16 protein-coding genes, 1 tRNA gene and 1 pseudogene are annotated in these 15303 nt (G+C 63.4%); 10 read left to right on the top strand and 8 right to left on the bottom strand.

Features of this window, described 5'->3' with window-relative positions:
* Nucleotides 1-78: 78 nt before the first annotated feature.
* The 4 genes from EFB14_RS00570 to EFB14_RS00550 all read left to right on the top strand — a co-directional run bounded on the left by EFB14_RS00570 (nucleotide 79) and on the right by EFB14_RS00550 (nucleotide 2057).
* Nucleotides 79-154 (top strand) — tRNA-Lys (locus tag EFB14_RS00570).
* Nucleotides 155-295: 141 nt separating this feature from the next.
* Nucleotides 296-592 carry a hypothetical protein gene (locus tag EFB14_RS00565; RefSeq protein ID WP_126821828.1) on the top strand — a complete coding sequence of 99 codons (297 nt, stop codon included), beginning with the start codon at nucleotides 296-298 and terminating at the stop codon, nucleotides 590-592.
* 710 nt (nucleotides 593-1302) lie between these two features.
* Nucleotides 1303-1605 (top strand): hypothetical protein, encoded by a 303-nt coding sequence (locus tag EFB14_RS00555; RefSeq protein WP_126821826.1) that lies wholly within the window; start codon nucleotides 1303-1305, stop codon nucleotides 1603-1605.
* A 167-nt stretch (nucleotides 1606-1772) separates the two neighbouring features.
* Nucleotides 1773-2057, top strand: a complete 285-nt coding sequence (locus tag EFB14_RS00550; protein WP_126821824.1) for a hypothetical protein — start codon at nucleotides 1773-1775, stop codon at nucleotides 2055-2057.
* A 470-nt stretch (nucleotides 2058-2527) separates the two neighbouring features.
* On the opposite strand, the gene EFB14_RS00545 is transcribed toward EFB14_RS00550, so the two are convergent.
* The gene (locus tag EFB14_RS00545) at nucleotides 2528-2848 is read right to left on the bottom strand and encodes a hypothetical protein (protein ID WP_126821822.1); all 321 of its coding nucleotides are present in this window, start codon (nucleotides 2846-2848) and stop codon (nucleotides 2528-2530) included.
* A 549-nt stretch (nucleotides 2849-3397) separates the two neighbouring features.
* Between EFB14_RS00545 and EFB14_RS00540 the strand changes: the two genes are divergently transcribed.
* Complete coding sequence (locus tag EFB14_RS00540; protein WP_126821820.1) at nucleotides 3398-4213, top strand: chromate resistance protein ChrB domain-containing protein; 816 nt, start codon at nucleotides 3398-3400, stop codon at nucleotides 4211-4213.
* A 1-nt stretch (nucleotide 4214) separates the two neighbouring features.
* Complete coding sequence (gene chrA, locus EFB14_RS00535; protein ID WP_126821818.1) at nucleotides 4215-5636, top strand: chromate efflux transporter; 1422 nt, start codon at nucleotides 4215-4217, stop codon at nucleotides 5634-5636.
* Nucleotides 5637-5643: 7 nt separating this feature from the next.
* Here chrA (EFB14_RS00535) and EFB14_RS00530 read toward each other — a convergent pair whose 3' ends face one another.
* From EFB14_RS00530 to chrA (EFB14_RS00520), 3 genes are all read right to left on the bottom strand, one after another.
* Entirely contained in the window at nucleotides 5644-6975 is a 1332-nt protein-coding gene (locus EFB14_RS00530) for a hemolysin family protein (protein WP_126821816.1), read from the bottom strand.
* A gap of 149 nt (nucleotides 6976-7124) precedes the next feature.
* The gene (locus tag EFB14_RS00525; protein ID WP_126822591.1) at nucleotides 7125-7508 is read right to left on the bottom strand and encodes a VOC family protein; all 384 of its coding nucleotides are present in this window, start codon (nucleotides 7506-7508) and stop codon (nucleotides 7125-7127) included.
* 118 nt (nucleotides 7509-7626) lie between these two features.
* Nucleotides 7627-8859, bottom strand: a complete 1233-nt coding sequence (gene chrA, locus EFB14_RS00520) for a chromate efflux transporter (protein WP_126821814.1) — start codon at nucleotides 8857-8859, stop codon at nucleotides 7627-7629.
* Between the two features lie 287 nt (nucleotides 8860-9146).
* On the opposite strand from chrA (EFB14_RS00520), the gene EFB14_RS00515 reads away from it, so the two are divergent.
* On the top strand, nucleotides 9147-9473 hold the full coding sequence (locus EFB14_RS00515) for an RcnB family protein (protein ID WP_126821812.1): 327 nt from the start codon (nucleotides 9147-9149) through the stop codon (nucleotides 9471-9473).
* A 299-nt stretch (nucleotides 9474-9772) separates the two neighbouring features.
* On the opposite strand, the gene EFB14_RS00505 is transcribed toward EFB14_RS00515, so the two are convergent.
* From EFB14_RS00505 to EFB14_RS00495, 3 genes are all read right to left on the bottom strand, one after another.
* On the bottom strand, nucleotides 9773-9952 hold the full coding sequence (locus EFB14_RS00505) for a hypothetical protein (RefSeq protein WP_126821810.1): 180 nt from the start codon (nucleotides 9950-9952) through the stop codon (nucleotides 9773-9775).
* Nucleotides 9949-11154 carry a zinc metallochaperone GTPase ZigA gene (gene zigA, locus EFB14_RS00500; protein ID WP_126821808.1) on the bottom strand — a complete coding sequence of 402 codons (1206 nt, stop codon included), beginning with the start codon at nucleotides 11152-11154 and terminating at the stop codon, nucleotides 9949-9951. The genes EFB14_RS00505 and zigA overlap by 4 nt, the downstream gene beginning before the upstream one ends.
* Before the next feature lie 142 nt (nucleotides 11155-11296).
* A complete protein-coding gene (locus EFB14_RS00495; RefSeq protein ID WP_126822589.1) occupies nucleotides 11297-12346 on the bottom strand; it encodes a zinc ABC transporter substrate-binding protein in 1050 nt (349 codons plus the stop codon).
* Nucleotides 12347-12446: 100 nt separating this feature from the next.
* Here EFB14_RS00495 and EFB14_RS00490 point away from each other — a divergent pair, with 100 nt between their 5' ends.
* The 3 genes from EFB14_RS00490 to EFB14_RS00480 are packed head-to-tail and all read left to right on the top strand — an operon-like array spanning nucleotide 12447 to nucleotide 14612.
* On the top strand, nucleotides 12447-13412 hold the full coding sequence (locus EFB14_RS00490) for an ATP-binding cassette domain-containing protein (protein WP_126821806.1): 966 nt from the start codon (nucleotides 12447-12449) through the stop codon (nucleotides 13410-13412).
* The gene (gene znuB, locus EFB14_RS00485; RefSeq protein ID WP_126822587.1) at nucleotides 13405-14217 is read left to right on the top strand and encodes a zinc ABC transporter permease subunit ZnuB; all 813 of its coding nucleotides are present in this window, start codon (nucleotides 13405-13407) and stop codon (nucleotides 14215-14217) included. Before EFB14_RS00490 ends, znuB begins: the two co-directional genes overlap by 8 nt.
* Nucleotides 14214-14612: a Fur family transcriptional regulator gene (locus EFB14_RS00480; protein ID WP_085737688.1), complete on the top strand. Its 399-nt coding sequence runs from the start codon at nucleotides 14214-14216 to the stop codon at nucleotides 14610-14612. Before znuB ends, EFB14_RS00480 begins: the two co-directional genes overlap by 4 nt.
* Nucleotides 14613-14798: 186 nt before the next feature.
* On the opposite strand, the pseudogene EFB14_RS33305 reads toward EFB14_RS00480, so the two are convergent.
* Nucleotides 14799-15303, bottom strand: a pseudogene (locus EFB14_RS33305) (hypothetical protein); the annotation flags it as partial.

The following is a 15303-nucleotide window of genomic DNA, read 5'->3' as shown; positions in this document are numbered from 1 at the left end:
AGAATTTTCGCCGATGCGCTGGACAAGCCTGCCGATCCTGTTTATACGCCCCGTCACACCGCACAACCAAGCGCGGACGGGTGATTAGCTCAGTTGGTAGAGCAGCTGACTCTTAATCAGCGGGTCGTAGGTTCGAGCCCTACATCACCCACCAAATCTCTTGATAAGATTGATGATTTGACGTCGGGCCGGATTTTCCGGCCTGTCGGAAATCGTTCCGGAAACGGGCGATACGGTCCGCACTGGCCGCATCGGTGCGCTCGCCCTATCTTCCTCTCATAAACTGGAGGGGGCCATGAGAAGCGTCATCTTCGCTGTCGCCTTGTCTCTGCCGCTGCCGGCTTTTGCCGCCGGAGTGATGCAGGTCAAAGCGGCCGATCACAGCTGCGGTGAGATTGCGCAGATCATCCGTCAGAACAAGAAGGTCTTTGTCCGCGTCGGTTTCGGCGGGCGCAGTTTTCGCTATCCGCCGGCTCAATGCAGCTTGGGCGATATGCGCAGCACTGCCAGTTTTCGCGACGGCGGGGGAAAGCAGTGCGTTCTCGATTATGCCTGCGTCTACGACCCGGCGTCCTCCTATAATTTTCCCTGATGGTTCAGCGGCAAAGGCAGTGAGCGCAGTGCGTCAATCGCGTTCAGTCGGCTTCACGCCGATGAGCCAGAGACCTCCGAGGATGAAAATCACCAGGGCCGTCGCTGCCATTGGCGGTCCGTACTCCGAAAGAGAGTAGGAGGTGTTGAGCGCGGCAAAGTGTATGGCCGCAATGGCAAGCTTTGCGGCAATCAGAAGGGCAAGGGCACCGTTTCTGACGTATCGCCCGATACTGCGCCAGTCGTAAGGCGCATCCCTCTTCGGAACCGGAGCGGCCTCGATCCGCTTTCGTTCAGGTAACGCGGGGCGCCTCTGTCCAAACGTGGGTTTCATGACCGGCAGGATAGATGAAACATCTTAACGGATCGGAGGTTGCGTGATCATTTCCACGCCGGTTCGATCGCCGCAGCTCGCTGGGTTGCGGACGAGGCCGACAATGATCGTCAGGATTGAGGCTCCGCTTCCTCCGAAGCGCCCCGGGCGCTTTGCGTTGAGGCGACGTCCAATTGAATCCTGCGGTTGAAAATTTCTCGTTTGGCGTATTGACTCTTGCGGTATTCGGAACAAAATAAGAACATATTTTCGAACAGCTTAGTAAAAGCGCTGGGGTGATAAAGGAAAGGGTAGCGATGGCCAGTCTTATCGGGGCATTCCGGACTGGTCGGATGAAGCTCACACTCTAACTTTATTCGCTCACATCAGGAGTGAGTATGAAAAGCGTCGTTCTGGCTTTTGCGGTGCTGCTTCCGTCCGCGGTCCTTGCGGCCCCGGCGGTGGAGGTCAATGCCAGGGATCACAGCTGCGAGGAGCTTGCGCGGATCATCCGTCAGGACAAGGCGGTGTTCGTGCGCATGGGCTTCGGCGGCCGCAGCTTCCGTTATCCGCCGGCCAGGTGCAATCTGGGGGACAAGTACGACACGGCGAGGGTGAGGGATGCCAGCGGCAAGCTCTGCCTCCTCGACTACGAGTGCGTCTACGACCCTCAATCCTTCTATAACAGAATTCCCAAGTAGTTCCGCCCGAACATCGCCAAGCCTGCCGCGCCTGAGAAGGCGCGAACGGGATCGGCTTGTCCGGTCACACGGTGGCGAGGCGGCCGGAAGAGCCGGGATGGAATGAATGAAATCAGTGGTTTATGGCAAAGGTTGAACCCTTCGACCTTCATTTGGGGAGACGTATCATGCGCAAGTTTGTTTTCGCAGCAGCGATGCTGATATCAGGCGAGGCCTTTGCCGGCTGCGAGCTCATCTCCGGTCCGTGCTGGACGCAGGGCCGCGATACCTACACGATGGAGCGGAATTCCGGCGGCAGCTACAACACCTATCGCAACGGCGATCCCTATTCGCAGACCCAGCAGAATCTCGGCGGAAACTATCGCGAAACCATCTATGGAGGCGGTTCCCGCACCTATAATTACGACCCGTATAAGGGCTTCGACAGCAAGAAAAAGAGCAATGGCTGGTGATGCCGCGAACGGCTGATTGCCGTTCGATTTGCCCCGAAAGAGGTGCGCCATCCAGCTGCATCCATTCCCGCCAATCGCGGCGGGCAGCGTTGCCGATGGGGGCGAAAGCCGAAATCCAGGTGAGGGCAGGCGATCGATATCGATTTCGCCAATCCTGCCGCCAGCTCTGCTCATTCGGGAGTGATAAGGGTAAGAAAAAAGGCCGGGCGAAATTCGCACCGACCTTCCTCGATCTGCCTCAACGGCGGCTGCCAGTACATCCGTGGTCAGCCGTCGGAGACAAATTGTATGAGTGATATTTAATATTCGCCTGAAGAGGTTCAAGGGCCACGCAGTAAAAAAGATGCCCAGGGTGGCACATGACGGCGGGAATGGAGACCGGCATTCCCCAATGCGCCAGTATATTGAACCGTCCCCGGAGTGGCGTGTCCGACACGCCAGGGACGTTCCGTTCCATGTGCCGAGCAGGGTTACTGCTGGGCAGGGGCAGCCGGCGTAGCCGGAGCCGGAGTTGCTGGCGCCGGTGCGGATGTTGCGCTGTTGTCGGTCGGAGCGATCGGCTTGACCGGTACCGGCTCGGATTGAGTCGTGGAGGCCGTCGTATCCGGGGATGTGCCGGGCGGTGTGCTGCTCCACTGCGAATAGGCGAATGCAGCGACAGCGATCACGGCCAATGCAGCGACCCAGACCACCCAGTTATTGGCGCTGCGCATGCTCGGCGTCGTGCGCAGGTCCAGATTCGGGTTCAGCGGGCGGTTCGGATCGTTAGGGCTATTGGGGTCGTACGTCATGGTACTTTCTCCTCTTTCGGTGAGAGAGAAATGGCGAAGCGGGCTTTTTGTTCCATTCTGGGCCGGAGGGCCTGTGTTGTCAGGGCTTTTGGGCTGCGAAAGGTTCCCTAGGCGCTTTCGTTTCCCGGACGACAGAAGGGATTTGCCGCAGCGTCTCGATCCCCCTTCTCCCCGGCGGGGAGAAGGTGCCCGTAGGGCGGATGAGGGGGCGGCGCGGCGTGCCGCTGATTGCCCTGCGCTTGCACTTCGTGCATTCGCTCCTATCGTCGCTCACCCCCTCATCTGCCTGCCGGCACCTTCTCCCCGCTGGGGAGAAGGGGAATCGTGGCGACGTATCGCCCCGGCATCTTCACTTCGTTCTTCAAAATTTCTCAGTGAACATCTCGGATGACAGCTGCCCAGCATCCCATGTCGACGCCAAGCCGCGATCTAATGCGCTTGACATCGCACGGGCAGTTTGCGCATGATTTTGCCATGGGGTCGCGATCACCCCACGAGGCGTCATGCTGAAGAATCGCGTCCAGTAACCCGATCAACGGAGGACGCGTCATGCCGTCATTTCTTGAAATTTCTCCCGACAAGCTCAACCGCCTCATCGGAACGCCGGGTGCGCCCTGCATCATCGACGTCCGCACCGAGGAGGATTTCGCGCTCGATCCGCGCCTGGTGCCGGGCTCGATCCGGCGCAGCCATGCCGACGTCGCGGCCTGGGCGGGCAGCGTCGATGCCGATGCCGTCGTCGTGGTCTGCCAGAGGGGCGCCAAGCTCAGCCACGGCGTGGCCGCTTATCTCAGACATGCCGGCATCGAGGCGGAAAGCCTCGAAGGCGGCTTCGAAGCCTGGGTTGCGGCGGGACCTGTCGTGCCCGAGGCGAAGCTGCCGCGCCGCGATGTCGAAGGGCGCACCGTCTGGGTGACGCGGGCGCGTCCGAAGATCGACCGCATCGCCTGTCCCTGGCTGATCCGGCGCTTCGTCGATCCGGACGCCGTCTTCCTGTTCGTGCCGACGCCGGAGGTTTTGGCCGTCGGCGAGCGCTTCGGGGCTGTGCCCTTCGATATCGAAGACGTATTCTGGAGCCATCGCGGCGAACTCTGCACCTTCGATGTGATGGTCGAGGAGTTCGGGCTGACCTCGGAGCCGCTCCTGCATCTCGCGCGGATCGTCCGGGCGGCCGATACGGCAAGGCCCGATCTCGCGCCCGAGGCATCAGGCCTGCTTGCCGCCTCGCTCGGCCTGTCCCGCATGTATTCCGACGATCTGGAGCAGCTCGAGGCCGGGATGCTGCTCTACGACGCCTTTTACCGCTGGTGCCGCGACGCGACCGAGGAAACCCACAACTGGCCCGCGCCGAAGAAGAGGCCATGAGATGGCCGAGATGACAGGCCATGCGCCCGCCGGGCAGGCGGGGGAGAAAGATGCTGGCGAAGGGCATCGTCACGGCGTCTCGTTCGGGGAGGCCTTCCGGGTGTGGCTGCGCGTTTCGGCGCTCAGCTTCGGCGGCCCGGCCGGCCAGATCGCCGTCATGCACCGGATCATCGTCGACGAGAAGCGATGGATCGGCGAGCATCGTTTCCTGCATGCGCTGAATTATTGCATGCTGCTTCCCGGGCCCGAGGCGCAGCAGCTCGCCATTTATATCGGCTGGCTGATGCACCGCACCGCCGGCGGTCTCGTCGCCGGCATATTGTTCGTGCTGCCGGGGTTCCTGTCGATCCTCGGCCTCAGCTATATCTATGCGGCATACGGCAGCGTCGGCCTCGTCGCCGGCCTGTTCTTCGGGCTGAAGGCGGCCGTGCTTGCCGTCGTCGTGCAGGCCGTCATTCGCATCGGCGGCCGGGCGCTGAAGAACCGCGTGATGGTCGCCATCGCTGCCGCTGCCTTCGTCGCCATCTTCTTTCTGCACATGCCGTTCCCGCTGATCGTGCTTGCCGCCGGTCTTGGCGGTTTCTTCGGCGGCAGGTTGGGGCTTGCCGCCTTCCAGACGGGCGGCGGGCACAAGGCGGGAAGCGGCCCGGTGCTGTCGGATGCGGAGTCGGCGCTTGGCGAAGACATACCGGCGCATGCGCGCCCGAATCTCGGCTGGTCGCTGCGCATGTCGGCAGTGCTGCTTGCCCTCTGGCTCGTGCCCGTCGCCACACTCTACATCGCCTTCGGTGCGGGCAATGTCTTTACCGAGATCGGGCTGTTCTTCAGCAAGATGGCGGTCGTCACCTTCGGCGGCGCCTATGCCGTACTCGCCTATGTCGCGCAGCAGGCCGTGCAGCATTTCGGCTGGCTGAAGCCCGGCGAGATGCTCGATGGTCTCGGCATGGCCGAGACGACGCCGGGGCCGCTGATCATGGTCGTGCAGTTCGTCGGCTTCATGGGCGCCTACCGCAATCCCGGATCGCTCGATCCGATGCTTGCCGCCACGCTTGCCGCGATCCTGACGACCTGGGTGACGTTCGTGCCGTGTTTCCTTTGGATCTTCCTCGGCGCACCCTTCATCGAAAAGCTGCGCGGCAACGCCGCGCTCGCCGGCGCGATGTCGGCGATCACGGCGGCGGTGGTCGGTGTCATCCTCAACCTCGCCGTCTGGTTCGGCGTGCACACGCTGTTTGCCGAAGTCGCCTCCGTTCGGCTCGGCGGGCTGCAGCTCGATATCCCGGTGCTGCAATCGGCCGTGCCGGCGGCAATGGCGCTGTCGGCCGCCGCGGCGATCGCGATCTTCCGCTTCAAGGCTTCGGTCATCGCGACGCTGCTTGCCTGCGCGGCGGCGGGCGTGCTTTGGACGCTGGCTGTCGGTTAGGTTTCGGCTAGCTTTCGGCCCCGTCCGCGGGGATGCGCATCGCCAGGATCTTGTCGATGCGCATGCCGTCCATGTCGATCACCTCGAAGCGCCAATCTTCGAAGAGGAAGGTTTCTCCGGTTTCGGGGATGTGCTGGAGCTGATGCAGGGCAAAGCCCGCCAGCGTATGGAAATCGGCATCCGGACGTTCCCGGAGGCCTAGCCGTTCGAAGGCGTCGAAGGCCGGCATCATCGCATCGATCAGCAGCGAGCCGTCCTCGCGGATGATGATATCGGGCTCCTCGTCGGCCCCCGGCAGATCGCCGGCGATGGCTTCGAGCAGGTCGGTCTGGGTGACGATGCCCTCCAGGCTGCCATATTCGTCGATGATGATGGCAAGGCGCACGGGCGAGGCCTTGAAGCTGTCGATCACGCGCACGACCGAGGTGCCCTCGTGCAACACCAGCGGCTGCTTGATCACCGCCATCGGCCGGACCTTGCCGCCGTCGAGCACCTGGTCGAGAAGATCCTTCTTCAGCACCATGCCGATCGGCTCGTCGATCGAGCCGCGGGCGACCAGCAGCTGCTCGTGGGTGCATTCGCGGATCGTCTTCAGGATCTCGGCCTCGCTGTCGTCGGCATCGAACCATTCGATGTCGAGACGCGGCGTCATGATGTCGGAGATCGGCCTTTCGCCGATGTTGAATACCCGCTCGACGAGTTGCTGCTGCACCTGGTTCAGGAGGCCGGCCTCGTGGCTCTCGGCGACGAGCAGCTTCAGCTCCTGCGGCGAGTGGAACGACGATTCCCCTGTTCCTGCGCGAAGGCCGACGGCGCGCAGCACGAAGTTGCCCATGCCGTTGAGCGTGAAGATCGCCGGCTTGAACAGCACCAGGAACAGCCCGAGCGGGCGCACGACGGCAAGCGAGGTGGCCTCGCTGCGCTGCAGCGCCAGGCTCTTCGGCGCGAGCTCGCCAAGGACGATGTGCAGCGCGGTGATGATAACGAAGGCGATGACGATCGCGACGGTGTGGGCGCCGGTCCTCGCCCATTCTCCGGGCAGCCACGCGAGCAGAGGCTCGATCAGGTGGGCGAGCGCGGGTTCGCCGACCCAGCCGAGGGCGAGAGAGGAAATGGTGATGCCGAGCTGGGTGGCCGCAAGGTTGGCGTCGAGATTGTCGACGGCGCGCTGAAGGGCGGAGGCATTCATGCGCCCCGCGGCGGCAAGTTCCGTAACGCGGCTGCGCCTCACAGACACCAGCGCGAATTCGGCAGCGACGAAGAAGCCATTGGCGGCGACGAGAAGAAGCACGGCGAGTATCCCGACATAGTCGTAGACCCCGCCCGCGGATTCGGACATGTTTTTCCTTGCCTCTGAATTGATGCGAGTCCGAAACTACACGCTCGCGCTCGGCTGGCAAGGCGCGGCCGCCATTCTAGCCATGAGCGATGTCGATGCCGGCCTGCCTTGGCCGCGATCACGCGTCCCGGGCCGGACGGCCGATGCCTTTACTTCTTCGGCGCTTCGAAAAGTTCGATCGGGTTTCCGGCCGGATCTTCGAGCAGGATTTGCTTGCCGCCGACACCCTGCACAATCTCGTTGCGGAAACGCGCGCCGGCCTTGCGCAGCGTCGCGACTTCCGCTTCCAGATCCTCGACTTCGATATGGATGCGGTTCCATCCGCCGGGTTCCGGCTTTCGCCCGTCGGGCATTGGCTGGGAGGCTCCACCCGGTCCGGTCATGCCGCTGATGAGCAGACGAAAGCCATCCCTGGTCAGGATGGCGAAGCTGGGGGCGGGGCGAAGCGCGACCGAAAAGCCGAGATGTCTGGTGTAGAATTCCACCGCGGCGTCGACGTCGTCGACGATATAGCGCATGCTGATGCCGGGCATGGTTTCCTCCATTGTGCTTTCCCAAGGTGCTTTCATTGTCCCGGGCGATCCCGGTGAGATGCTCGATGACTTTGAATCTGCGCCCGAACCTTGCGAAAATCGAATCCGATTTTCAGAACTAGGCGCCCATCGCGCCGCGCAGGGCACAGCTTGCCGCGAGCAGGAGGACGATGGTCCAGGGCGGCGCTTTCCAGACGGTGAGCAGCAGGAAGCTGGCAAGCGCCAGCGCGAAATCCGGCGGCGAAAGCACTGCGCTCGTCCAGACCGGGCTGTAGAGCGCTGCGCCGAGAATGCCGACCACGGCGGCGTTGGCGCCGCGCATGGCGGCCTGCATGGCCGGGCGCGAGCGCAGCCCGTCCCAGAAGGGCAGCATGCCGTAGACGAGAAGCAGGCCTGGCAGGAAGACGGCGACAAGCGCGATGGCGGCGCCTGCCAATCCGTTCGGCGCCGGCTCCATCACCGCGCCGAGATAGGCCGCGAAGGTGAAGAGCGGCCCGGGCACCGCCTGCGTCAGGCCATAACCGGCGAGGAAGGATTCGTTCGTCACCCAGCCGGGCGCCACGACCTCCGCCTGGAGCAGCGGCAGCACGACGTGGCCACCGCCGAACACCAGCGCGCCCGAGCGGTAGAAGGCATCGAAGAGCGCGATTGCCTGATGGCCGGTCGAACTGGCGAGGAAGGGAGGGACGAGGAAGAAGGCAGCAAAGAGGGCAAGCGCGATCGCGCCGCTCCTGCGCGAGACGGGAAAGCCGAGATGGCCGGCAACATCAGGCGCTTCGGAACGGCAGAAGAGCAGGCCGGCGGCCGCTCCGAGCGCGATCGCGCCGACCTGTCCAAAGGATCCGCCTGTGAAGACCGCAATGGCGACCGCTGCGAGTGCGATACCGGCGCGCGGCCGATCCGGAGTGAGGCTCTTCGCCATGCCCCAGATCGCCTGCGCGACGACGGCGACGGCAACGAGCTTCAGGCCGTGGAGGAGACCTTCCGCTACCGGGCCGGTGAAGGCGGAGGCGCCGAGCGCGAAAGCAAGGAGGATGAGCGCCGACGGCAGCGTGAAGGCGCACCAGGCGGCAAGCCCGCCGGCAAGGCCGTTGCCCCGGAGGACGCCGAGCGAGAAGCCGACCTGGCTGGAGGCCGGCCCCGGGAGGAACTGGCAGAGCGCGACCAGATCGGCATAACCCGCCTCGTCGATCCATTTGCGCCGCAGCACCAGTTCGTCGCGGAAATAGCCGAGATGGGCGATCGGCCCGCCGAAGGAGGTGAGGCCGAGCTTCAGGAAAACGCGCAGAACTTCGAGCGGCGAGCCCTCGGCGGGACCGGCAAGGGGCAGGGCATCGTCACGGGTGTTCATCGCCACCTCGGGTATCGGAGCGCCATGGCTGGGCAGATCCTGGTGGTCTCGTCGTCATCCCCGGCCCGCGTCCTCGAAAATCGATCATGATGGGCGACTGTATGGATAATCGGCCTGAGGTCAACGGTGTGCGCACGCCGGCGATATGTGGGCGTATAAGGCTTGTCTAAAATATTAAAAGATGACCGTAGGCTATGGATTTCATTACTGAAGTTTAATTTTTATTTCAGTTTCGGTTCATCTTCCCGGCCCTAGTTTTCTCCCGTGCCCAACACGAGGAACCGCACATGAAAAAGATCTTCGCAGCCCTTCTTTCCGCTTCCTTCCTCCTTTCGCCGATCGTCGCCTCCCAGGCGAGCGCGGGTGATTTTCGTCACCCGCCTGCTGTCGTCGAGAAGAAGGTGATCGTCGAAAAAACAGTCGTCCGGCCGCATTGGAAGAAGGGATACCGCGTCACTGCCAACGACCGCCGCCGGTTTTCCGACGTCCACGACTACCGCCGCTACCGCCTGGCGCCTCCGCCGCACGGCTATCGCTGGGTTCGCGCCGACCACGACTTCCTGCTGATCGGCGTCACCAGCGGCGTCATCTCCAACATCATTGCCGGGCGTTGATCGATGGATGAGGGCGGCTTCGGCCGCCCCTTCTTCCGACTTTAAGGCGGGCAAGCGATACCGTCTCGATAAGCATGTCGCTCTCCTCTCCACCCTCATTCCTGTCCTCGGGCTTGACCCGAGGGATGTCACAGGAATCCAGCTACGGCGCGTCTGCGCCGTGAATGACGCCCATACGAGCAAATGAGTCTCCCGCGCCCAAGGACTTGGGCGCACTGGATTCCTGTGACAGGCACAGGAATGACGGAGAGCGGGGCGGCGTTTGCACCAAACTCGCCGTGTCGGCTGTGGCCGCCGCTTCAGCCCAGCCGGCGCAAAGGCATCACATGTTCGGCAATGATGCCGAGAAATCCCTTCGACTTGGAGGCTTCAGCCTCAGCGTCCGGTTCATGCGTCAGCGGATGCAGCCCCTCGATCGGCGGCAGTGGCTCGCACTCCGTGCAGACGCAACGGGAGCGCCGGATTGCCGTCGCCTTCATGCCGCCTGCCTGTTCCAGTTGGCGAATGGGTCGGGCAGGTTGTGCCAGCGCTCCGGCGTGAAGGCCTTGGCTTCGACCAGACAGGCGTCGAGTTCCTTGCGGATCCAGGCCTCGTCCATCGGGTCGGCGCCGATGAAGACGATTTCCTGGCGGCGGTCGCCCCAGACGGGGTCGAGATAGGGGCTCAGGGCGCGTAGGAAGCCGGGCTCCTCCGGCCATTGTTCACGCGGCACCGCGGCCCACCACAGGCCCATCTTGCCGGTGCGGACGATCGCGCCGGCCTGGCTAATCTCGCCGACATGGTGCGGGCGGGTCGCCAGCCAGAAGAAGCCTTTGGCGCGCACAACGCCCGGCCATGTTTTGTCGAGAAAGGCCTGCAGCCTGGCCGGATGGAAGGGGCGCTTCTCGCGGTAGACGAAGGAGCGGATGCCGTATTCCTCGGTCTCCGGCACGTGGTCGCAGAAACCGTGCAATTCCTTGTACCAGAGCGGATGGGTCTCGGCCTTGTCGAGGTCGAAACGGCCGGTACCGAGCACCTCCTTCAGCGCCACCCTGCCGAAATTCGCCTCGATCAGCTTGGCATCCGGGTTGAGGCCGATGATGATTTTTCGCGCGGCGTCGCACTGTTCCTCACTTGCCGTGCCGATCTTGTTCAGCACCACGACATCGGAAAATTCGATCTGCTCGACCAGCAGGTCGACGATGGTCCTGTTGTCACCGTCGCCTGCCGTTTCTCCACGGTCGGCGAGGAAATCGGCCGAGGCATAGTCGGTAAGCAGATTGGCGGCATCGACGACAGTCACCATCGTATCCAGCCTTGCGACGTCCGACAGGCTCTGGCCGTCCTCGTCGCGGAATTCGAAAGTGGTGGCGACGGGCAGCGGCTCGGCAATGCCTGTGGATTCGATCAGCAGGTAATCGAAGCGACCCTGATCGGCGAGCTGGCGGACTTCCTTCAACAGATCATCGCGCAGCGTGCAGCAGATGCAGCCATTGGTCATCTCGACCAGCTGCTCCTCGGTGCGAGAGAGATTGGCGCCGCCGTCGCGCACCAGGCTGGCGTCGATATTCACCTCGCTCATGTCGTTGACGATGACGGCGACGCGCAGGCCCTCGCGATTGGCGAGCACATGGTTGAGCAGGGTCGTCTTGCCGGCGCCGAGAAAGCCTGAAAGCACCGTGACCGGAAGTCTGTTGTCCATGGGAACCTCTTTAATATTAATGTTATATCATTACATTTGCGGAGCAGAAAAAAGGCGGAACGGGGGTGTCGCCGCCTTCTTCCGCCTCAACTCTCCCAAGCTCTGCGGGTCCGGAAGGACACGCGGAGCGGCGCGTGAGGGGTCATGCGCTGGAGAGGCAAGCCTTCATGCTGTCGGCAATGCCGCGCATGAGGGTGAAGTAGAGATCGGGACCGGCCTTCAGCGTTGCTGCTTCCGGATCGAGCACGCCGGATTTTGCCCGGGTGCCCTCGATGACGACATCGATCAGGCGCGGCTCGAACTGCGGTTCGGCAAAGACGCAGGTTGCGCCGAGGTCGCCGACCTTGCGGTGGATCTGCGAAACCCGCTCGGCGCCGGGAATGGTTTCCGGGCTGACGGTAATGGAGCCGGCGACGCGGATGCCGTAGCGATGCTCGAAATACTGGTAGGCGTCGTGGAAGACGACGAAGGGCTTGTCCTTGACGGGGGCGACGGTGGCGGCGATCTCCTTGTCCAGCGCATCCAGCCTGTCATCCAGCGTCTTGGCATTGCCCTGGTAGGTCAGCGCATTGGCGGGATCGGCGGCGACCAGCGTCGTGGTGATCATGGCGGCCATGGCTTTCGCATTCATCGGGTCGAGCCAGAGATGCGTGTCGAAGGTGCCGTGCTCGTGGTCATGATCGGCTTCGGCGTGATCGTGAGCCTCTGCAGAGGCATTATCGTGCTCCGCGGGGGAAGCACTATCGTGCTCGGCGGCGTCGCCGTCGTCATGCGGCTCGAAGGCGCCGCCTTCGCGGAAGGGCAGCTTGACGAGGCCCGGCGCATTGTCGAGTTCGACGACGCTGGCATCGGCGCCCAGCGCCTCAAGCGGCTTTTGGAGAAAGGCTTCGAGGCCGGGGCCGACCCAGAAGACGACCTTGGCCTCCTGCAAGGCCCGCGCGTTCGAAGGCTTCATATTGTAAGTGTGCGGGGAGGCGGCACCATCGACGATCAGCTCCGGTTCGCCGACACCCTGCATGATCGCCGAGACCAGCGAATGGATCGGCTTGATCGAGGTGACGACGACGGGCGCGTCTGCCGCCCGCATGGTTCCGGCAAAGAGGAAAGCGGGGATCGCAAGGGCCGGGATGGCGAGGACGGCCGGAATTCGAAGGGCCAGGGTTTTCAGGGCAGGCCCCAGGGCACGTTTCATCATAGGCTCCGCTTGAATTACAAATGTTATGTTATTACATCAATTGCGTTATGCTATAACGTGTGCGATAGCAGGACGCAACAGACTTTCGGAAAAATTGATGCTCTCTCCCGCAAATGCTCCCGCTGATGTCAGGGGCGAACCGCTGGTTTCGCTCGAGGATGTCGGCGTTCTCCGGAACGGCCGCTGGCTGGTGCGCGGCGTCGATTTCTCCGTCTCGCGCGGCGAGATCGTCACGCTGATCGGGCCGAACGGCTCCGGCAAATCGACGAGCGCGAAGGCGGCGATCGGCGTGTTGAAGCCCGACGAGGGCAGGGTGGAGCGCAAGGCCGGTCTCAAGGTCGGCTATGTCCCGCAGAAGCTTTCGATCGACTGGACGCTGCCGCTGACGGTGCGCCGGCTGATGACGCTGACCGGCCCGCTGCCGGATCGCGACATGCATGCGGCACTCGATGCGGCTGGTATTGCCCATATGCTCGATGCGGAGGTGCAGCATCTCTCCGGCGGAGAATTCCAGCGGGCGCTGATGGCCCGCGCCATCGCCCGCAAGCCCGACCTGCTGGTGCTCGACGAGCCGGTGCAGGGGGTGGATTTCGCCGGCGAGATCGCGCTCTACGACCTCATCAAATCGATCCGCAATTTGAGCGGCTGCGGCATCCTGCTGATCTCGCACGATCTCCACGTCGTCATGGCCGAGACCGATACGGTGATCTGCCTGAACGGCCATGTCTGCTGCCGCGGCACGCCCGAAGCTGTCAGCCGCAGCCCGGAATATGTGCGCCTGTTCGGCAGCCGGGCGGCGCAGACGCTCGCCGTCTATAGCCATCACCATGATCATACGCATCTGCCGGACGGGCGTGTGCGCCATGCCGACGGTTCGGTGACCGATCACTGCCGCCCCGATGACGGGCATCACGCTCATGCCCCGCATGAGCACCCGCATGACCACGATCATGACCATGACCACGATCATGCACATGATGCCCATGCGCATAGCGATCAGCACGCGCACGATCATGCGCATGAGCACGCCCATTCCCGCAGCGGGGAGGGCCGCCATGCTTGACGATTTCTTCGTGCGGGCGATCCTTGCGGGGGTCGGGCTGGCGCTGACGACCGGGCCGCTCGGCTGCTTCATCATCTGGCGGCGCATGGCCTATTTCGGCGATACGATCGCCCATTCGGCGCTGCTCGGCGTTGCCTTGTCGCTGCTCTTCGAAGTCAACCTGACGCTGGCCGTCTTTGCCGTCGCCGCTCTGGTATCGGTGCTGCTGCTCTTCCTTCAGAAGCGCCAGGCGCTGTCGGCCGATGCGCTGCTCGGCATCCTCTCGCATGCCACACTCGCAATCGGCCTCGTCATGGTCGCCTTCATGAGCTGGGTCAGGATCGATCTCATCGCCTTCCTGTTCGGCGATATCCTTGCCGTTTCCACCACCGATATCGCGCTGATCTGGGGCGGCGGGCTCTTCGTGCTCGCGGCGATCGCCTGGCTCTGGCGGCCGCTGCTTGCGGCAACCGTCAATGCCGAGCTTGCCGAGGCCGAGGGGCTGAAGCCGGAGCGGGCGCGGCTCTTCTTCATGCTGCTGATGGCCGTCGTCATCGCGATCGCCATGAAGATCGTCGGCATCATGCTGATCACCTCGCTGCTGATCATTCCGGCGGCCGCGGCGCGCCGCTTCTCGGTCACGCCGGAGATCATGGCGGTGCTTGCCTCGCTGATCGGGGCGGCAGCCGTCGTCGGCGGGTTGTTCGGCTCGCTCACCTACGATACGCCGTCGGGCCCCTCGATCGTGGTCGCAGCGCTGATCCTTTTCCTTCTCAGCCTGCTTCCCAGGCGCCACCGCGCGGTTACGCAAGGACAAGGCACATGACAACACCGCAACTCACCAAGAACCAGTCGCTGGTCTTTGACGTGCTGGAAAAGGCCGAAGGACCGCTCAGCGCCTATACCATCCTCGACAAGCTGCGCGATCACGGTTTTCGCGCGCCGCTGCAGGTCTACCGGGCGCTGGAAAAGCTGCTCGAATACGGCGTCGTGCACCGGCTCGAAAGCATCAATTCCTTCGTCGCCTGCGCCCATCCCGGCGACGATTGCCACAGCCACGGCATCGTCGCCTTCGCCATTTGCGAAAGCTGCGGCCAGGTGATGGAATTCCACGACCACGAGGTCGACCACCGGCTGATGGCCTGGGTTCGCGGGCAGAAGTTCAAGCCCGAGAAGACGACGATCGAGATCCGCGGATTGTGCGAGGCCTGTGCGGCGTAAGACGCGCGGGCCGGAATGAGGTCGTTTCACCTTCCTCATTGCGATGCTTGTCGCAGGAATCCAGCCACCTATCTTCCTGAAAGTGGTGGAGTCGACGGAAACTCAACCTGACAAAAGATGAGGCCGGAAACCGGCCTCATCTTTGCATTCTTTCGCTGGTCGAGTTCAATCCCGGCCGGCACTAGGTCAGCCCTTGTTGCCGCCCTTGCCCGGGTTGCCGTTGTCGCTCTTGCCCTGGCCGTCGTTGTCGCTCTTGCCCTGGCCGCCATTGTCGCTCTTGCCCTGGTCGCCGCTGTCGCTCTTGCCCTGGTCGCCGCTGTCGCTCTTGCCCTGGCCGCCGCTGTCGCTCTTGCCCTGGCCGCCGCTGTCGCTCTTGCCCTGGCCGCCATTGTCACTCTTGCCCTGGCCGCCATTGTCGCTCTTGCCCTGGCCGCCATTGTCGCTCTTGCCCTGGCCGCCATTGTCACTCTTGCCCTGGCCGCCATTGTCACTCTTGCCCTGGCCGCCGTTGTCACTCTTGCCCTGGCCGCCATTGTCACTCTTGCCCTGGCCGCCGTTGTCGCCCTTGCCGTGGCCGTCGTTGTCGCCCTTGCCGTGGCCGTCGTTGTCGCCCTTGCCGTGGCCGTCGTTGTCGCCCTTGCCGTGGCCGTCGTTGTCGCCCTTGCCGTGGCCGTCGTTGTCGCCCTTGCCG

Source organism: Rhizobium fabae, from assembly GCF_003985135.1.
GTDB classification, from domain to species: Bacteria; Pseudomonadota; Alphaproteobacteria; order Rhizobiales; family Rhizobiaceae; genus Rhizobium; species Rhizobium pisi.
Note: the sequence above shows the minus strand (reverse complement) of the source record. Positions and strands in the feature narration are given on the sequence as shown.

Excerpts from the sequence above, each read along its gene's own strand:
- EFB14_RS00550 (WP_126821824.1), top strand. The coding sequence starts at position 1,773 with ATGCGCAAGTTTGTTTTCGCAGCAGCGATGCTGATATCAGGCGAGGCC.
- EFB14_RS00555 (WP_126821826.1), top strand. The coding sequence starts at position 1,303 with ATGAAAAGCGTCGTTCTGGCTTTTGCGGTGCTGCTTCCGTCCGCGGTC.
- EFB14_RS00495 (WP_126822589.1), bottom strand. The coding sequence starts at position 12,346 with ATGAAACGTGCCCTGGGGCCTGCCCTGAAAACCCTGGCCCTTCGAATT.
- zigA (WP_126821808.1), bottom strand. The coding sequence starts at position 11,154 with ATGGACAACAGACTTCCGGTCACGGTGCTTTCAGGCTTTCTCGGCGCC.
- znuB (WP_126822587.1), top strand. The coding sequence starts at position 13,405 with ATGCTTGACGATTTCTTCGTGCGGGCGATCCTTGCGGGGGTCGGGCTG.
- EFB14_RS00540 (WP_126821820.1), top strand. The coding sequence starts at position 3,398 with ATGCCGTCATTTCTTGAAATTTCTCCCGACAAGCTCAACCGCCTCATC.
- EFB14_RS00505 (WP_126821810.1), bottom strand. The coding sequence starts at position 9,952 with ATGAAGGCGACGGCAATCCGGCGCTCCCGTTGCGTCTGCACGGAGTGC.
- EFB14_RS00515 (WP_126821812.1), top strand. The coding sequence starts at position 9,147 with ATGAAAAAGATCTTCGCAGCCCTTCTTTCCGCTTCCTTCCTCCTTTCG.
- EFB14_RS00545 (WP_126821822.1), bottom strand. The coding sequence starts at position 2,848 with ATGACGTACGACCCCAATAGCCCTAACGATCCGAACCGCCCGCTGAAC.
- EFB14_RS00480 (WP_085737688.1), top strand. The coding sequence starts at position 14,214 with ATGACAACACCGCAACTCACCAAGAACCAGTCGCTGGTCTTTGACGTG.
- EFB14_RS00565 (WP_126821828.1), top strand. The coding sequence starts at position 296 with ATGAGAAGCGTCATCTTCGCTGTCGCCTTGTCTCTGCCGCTGCCGGCT.
- EFB14_RS00530 (WP_126821816.1), bottom strand. The coding sequence starts at position 6,975 with ATGTCCGAATCCGCGGGCGGGGTCTACGACTATGTCGGGATACTCGCC.
- chrA (WP_126821818.1), top strand. The coding sequence starts at position 4,215 with ATGGCCGAGATGACAGGCCATGCGCCCGCCGGGCAGGCGGGGGAGAAA.
- EFB14_RS00525 (WP_126822591.1), bottom strand. The coding sequence starts at position 7,508 with ATGCCCGGCATCAGCATGCGCTATATCGTCGACGACGTCGACGCCGCG.
- chrA (WP_126821814.1), bottom strand. The coding sequence starts at position 8,859 with ATGAACACCCGTGACGATGCCCTGCCCCTTGCCGGTCCCGCCGAGGGC.
- EFB14_RS00490 (WP_126821806.1), top strand. The coding sequence starts at position 12,447 with ATGCTCTCTCCCGCAAATGCTCCCGCTGATGTCAGGGGCGAACCGCTG.